General features: G+C 53.7%; 4 protein-coding genes. 2 read left to right on the forward strand and 2 right to left on the reverse strand.

Annotation, left to right across the window (positions count from 1 at the left end; genetic code table 11):
* Positions 1–270 precede the first annotated feature (270 nt).
* Both AQS70_RS07755 and aptA read right to left on the reverse strand, forming a co-directional pair.
* Positions 271–1,764 carry a CoA-acylating methylmalonate-semialdehyde dehydrogenase gene (locus AQS70_RS07755; RefSeq protein ID WP_055102286.1) on the reverse strand — a complete coding sequence of 498 codons (1,494 nt, stop codon included), beginning with the start codon at positions 1,762–1,764 and terminating at the stop codon, positions 271–273.
* An 81-nt stretch (positions 1,765–1,845) separates the two neighbouring features.
* Positions 1,846–3,195 carry an omega-aminotransferase AptA gene (gene aptA / locus AQS70_RS07760; protein ID WP_055102287.1) on the reverse strand — a complete coding sequence of 450 codons (1,350 nt, stop codon included), beginning with the start codon at positions 3,193–3,195 and terminating at the stop codon, positions 1,846–1,848.
* Positions 3,196–3,318: 123 nt separating this feature from the next.
* On the opposite strand from aptA, the gene AQS70_RS07765 reads away from it, so the two are divergent.
* Positions 3,319–4,239, forward strand: a complete 921-nt coding sequence (locus AQS70_RS07765; RefSeq protein WP_055102288.1) for a LysR family transcriptional regulator — start codon at positions 3,319–3,321, stop codon at positions 4,237–4,239.
* A 44-nt stretch (positions 4,240–4,283) separates the two neighbouring features.
* On the forward strand, positions 4,284–4,603 hold a 320-nt coding region (locus AQS70_RS07770), incomplete at its 3' end, for an IMPACT family protein (RefSeq protein WP_162233882.1).

Below are 4,603 nucleotides of genomic sequence, written 5' to 3' on the forward strand. Positions count from 1 at the left end.
GGAGGCGAATTCTACAGCGTTACACGCCGCTGTCAACACCCCACTTCCTGCCTCGATGATTTGAAGCTAGCACCGTCAAAACATATCCAACTCATTGATATTCAAGGAGTTTTCCGTTTCGACTGCGCCGGAAGTGGGGCAGATTATAGGCCGCTAGAAATTTGAGTCAAGCCTTAAATTCATGATTCCGTCATAAAGCCTTAAAAGCAGAGGCCAGCCTGGCGGCTGGCCTCTCTTCTTATATTGGACTCAACAGAGTTCAAGTAAACGCTAAAGACTCGGGAAGGCAAATTGCGACGCTTCGTGGCTGGCACGTTGCGGCCAACGCTGGGTGATCGCCTTGCGCCGGGTGTAGAAACGTACACCATCCGGCCCATAGGCATGAAGATCACCAAACAAAGAGCGCTTCCAGCCACCAAAGCTGTGATAGGCCACTGGCACCGGCAGCGGAACGTTGACCCCAACCATACCCACTTCAATCTCGTCACAGAACAGACGAGCCGCCTCACCATCACGAGTGAAGATGCAAGTGCCGTTACCGTACTCGTGCTCATTGATCAGTTGCATGGCTTCTTCCAGGCTGTTCACTCGCACGATGCACAGTACTGGACCAAAAATCTCTTCTTTATAGATGCGCATCTCTGGCGTGACACGGTCGAAAAGACACCCCCCCAAGAAGAAGCCGTCTTCGTGATCTTTCACACTCAAACCACGACCATCGACGACCAGCTCAGCACCAGATGCAACGCCATCCTCCACATACCCACTGACCTTGTCACGCGCTTGGCCCGTGACCAACGGCCCCATATCTAGGCCGCAAGAAGTGCCTGCACCGATTTTCAGCGCCTTAATTTGTGGGGCCAGCTTAGCCACCAACGCGTCAGCCACTTGGTCACCGACACACACTGCAACCGAAATCGCCATACAACGCTCACCGCAAGAGCCGTACGCCGCGCCCATCAATGCACTCACTGCGTTATCCAGATCCGCATCTGGCATCAGCACCGCATGGTTCTTAGCACCACCCAATGCCTGAATACGCTTGCCGCGCTTGGTGCCTTCGGCATAGATGTACTCAGCAATCGGCGTCGATCCAACAAAACTCAGCGCTTTAACTTCCGGTGCTTCGATCAGCGCATCCACCGCGCCTTTGTCTCCATGCACGACACTCAGCACGCCTTTAGGCAAACCGGCTTCATGTAACAGCTGTGCAATCAACAACGTTGAGCTTGGATCACGCTCCGAAGGCTTAAGGATGAAGCAGTTACCGCAAACAATGGCCAACGGGTACATCCAAAGCGGAACCATGGCCGGGAAGTTGAAAGGCGTAATACCTGCAACCACACCCAACGGCTGGAAGTCCGACCAAGCATCAATATTTGGGCCTACGTTACGGCTGTATTCGCCCTTCAAGATTTCTGGCGCAGCACAGGCGAACTCAACGTTTTCAATTCCGCGCTTCAGCTCGCCCGCGGCGTCTTCCAGCGTCTTACCGTGCTCTTCACTGATCAACTGAGAGATGCGCGCCTCATTCTGCTCCAGCAGTTGCTTGAAGCGGAACATCACCTGAGCGCGCTTAGCCGGTGGCGTATTACGCCATGCGGGGAAAGCAGCCTTGGCCGAATCAATCGCTTTTTGAATGGTTTCGCGACTGGCCAGCGGCACTTGATGAATCACTTTACCGGTCGACGGATTATACACATCAGCAGTACGGCCAGAGTCGCTCAGCAGTTCGCCATTGATGAAATGTTGAATGGTGCTCATGGATGCTCCAAAAAGTTGTCCACAGGCGCGAACGCTGCGCGCCTGGCTCTATTCCAAAAACCGCTTCTATATATAGAAGGATCAGTCTATTTGATTCAGCGCTTCGCCGACCGCATCGAACAAGCGATCCAAGTCTTGCGGCTTACTATTAAAGGTTGGTCCAAACTGCAGGGTATCCCCACCAAAACGTACGTAGAAGCCAGCTTTCCACAACTTCATTGCCGCATCGAATGGACGAACAATCGCATCACCATCACGCGGAGCAAGTTGAATGGCCCCAGCCAGACCGTAGTTACGAATGTCTATAACGTTTTTCACGCCCTTCAAACCGTGAATCGCACTCTCAAAATGCGGTGCAACTTCAGCCACGCTTTGCACCAGGCTTTCTTTTTGCAGCAAATCCAGCGCCGCCAAGCCCGCAGCACAGGCTACTGGGTGAGCTGAATAGGTATAGCCGTGTGGGAATTCGACCGCGTACTCTGGCGTCGGCTGATTCATGAATGTCTGATAGATCTCAGTGCTAGCGATCACCGCCCCCATTGGAATCGCACCGTTTGTGACTTGTTTGGCAATGCACATCAAATCCGGTGTCACGCCAAAGCTGTCAGCACCAAACATTGAACCTGTACGACCAAAACCGGTAATCACTTCATCGAATACCAACAGGATGTTGTGTTGATCACAGATTTCCCGCAGACGTTTCAGATAACCCTGAGGCGGCACTAGCACACCGGCCGAACCCGCCATAGGCTCAACAAACACCGCAGCGATATTCGAGGCGTCATGCAACTCGATCAACTTGAGCAGCTCATCAGCCAATGCAATACCACCCTGCTCCGGCATCCCGCGAGAAAACGCGTTGCTCGCCAGTAGTGTGTGCGGCAAGTGATCAACGTCACTCATCGCTTGACCAAACAGTTTGCGGTTACCGTTCACACCGCCCAGGCTCGTGCCGGCAATGTTCACGCCGTGATAACCACGGGCACGACCAATCATCTTGGTTTTAGTCGACTGACCTTTCAGACGCCAGTAAGCGCGAACCATCTTCACCGCGGTATCCGCACACTCAGACCCTGAGTCGGTGAAAAACACGTGATTGAGGTTGCCAGGCGTCAGCGAGGTAATTTTCTCTGCCAGCTGGAATGACAACGGGTGTCCGTACTGGAACGCTGGCGAATAATCGAGCGTCCCTAATTGCTTGGCCACAGCCTCTTGAATTTCTGTGCGGGTATGCCCTGCGCCACAAGTCCACAGACCTGACAACGAGTCGTAAATCTGCCGACCCTTATCGTCCGTAAGATAGCTCCCTTTCGCTGCGACGATAAAACGAGGATCACGATGGAAGTTACGGTTAGCGGTGTAAGGCATCCAGTGCGCATCCAACTTAAGCTGGCTGGTCACTGATATCTCGGCGTTCTCGGGCATGTTCATCGGCAAAACCTCGCAAAGCAGAAAACGGCGTGGGATTGAAAGCGTTGTTGCAGCTAAATTGCCACGCCTATAAAGTCGATGAAATCCAACTCTTCTAACCTTTAGTTAGGCCAGGACTAAACTATGAGTACTCGCCGGTCCGATGCATTGGCACAAGTCAGCGACTTTGATATTCGATTGCTTCGTATCTTTCGCAGCGTTGTTGAATGCGGTGGATTCTCTGCCGCCGAAACCGTACTCGGAATTGGGCGCTCGGCAATCAGCCAGCAAATGAGCGACCTAGAACAACGCTTGGGTTTACGCCTATGCCAACGAGGTCGGGCTGGGTTTTCTCTGACAGAAGAAGGCCGCGAGGTTTATCAGTCTGCACTGCAATTATTAGTCGCACTAGAAAGTTTTCGCACCGAGGTCAACGGCTTGCATCACCACCTGCGAGGCGAGTTGACGATCGGCCTCACAGACAATCTTGTCACCCTGCCCCACATGCGTATCACCCATGCTCTGGCGCAACTCAAGGAGCGCGGGCCTGACGTGCACATCCATATTCGTATGATCGCGCCCAACGAGGTAGAGCAAGGTGTACTCGACGGTCGCCTGCATGTAGGCGTTGTACCTCAAGCCAGCGCGCTTTCCGGGCTCGAATATCAACCTCTATACAGCGAGCGTTCGCTTTTATACTGCGCCGTCGGTCATCCTTTGTTCTATGTCGACGACCGACAACTGGAAGACCAGCGCCTCAACGATCAAGATGCAATTGCCCCGACATTCCGCCTGCCCGCAGATATTCAAGCGCACTACCAAGCCCTCAACTGCACCGCCAGTGCATCAGATCGAGAAGGTATGGCGTTCTTGATTTTGACTGGGCGCTACATCGGCTATCTGCCCGATCACTACGCCAGCTTCTGGGTTCAGCAAGGTCGTCTTCGCGCCTTGAAAGCTAAAACGCGCTTCTATGACCTAAGCCTTGCATCAGTTACCCGCAAAGGTCGGCGGCCACATCTAGTTCTCGAAAGTTTTCTTGAGAGCCTCGAGGCGACGCGCTAACGTCAATTTCGGCCCCATGCCCACCGTCACAGTTCGGAAACTACATGCCCTCTACCCTGACCGACCTTTGCGAATACCGTGAAGAAATCCGCAAAAGCCGTTTCATCACCTTGGCGGCCCCCATCACCAGCGCCCAGCAAGCTCAAGACTTTATCGAACAGCACAGCAACCTTAACGCCACGCACAATTGCTGGGCCTGGAAACTGGGGGGTCAATACCGCAGCAGCGACGATGGCGAACCCGGCGGCACTGCGGGGCGTCCGATTCTTTCAGCGATTGAAGCTCAAGATTGCGATCAAGTCGTCGTACTGGTTATTCGTTGGTACGGCGGCATTCAACTGGGCACCGGGGGGCTCGCACGCGC

The organism is Pseudomonas endophytica (assembly GCF_001411475.1).
Lineage (GTDB): Bacteria > Pseudomonadota > Gammaproteobacteria > Pseudomonadales > Pseudomonadaceae > Aquipseudomonas > Aquipseudomonas endophytica.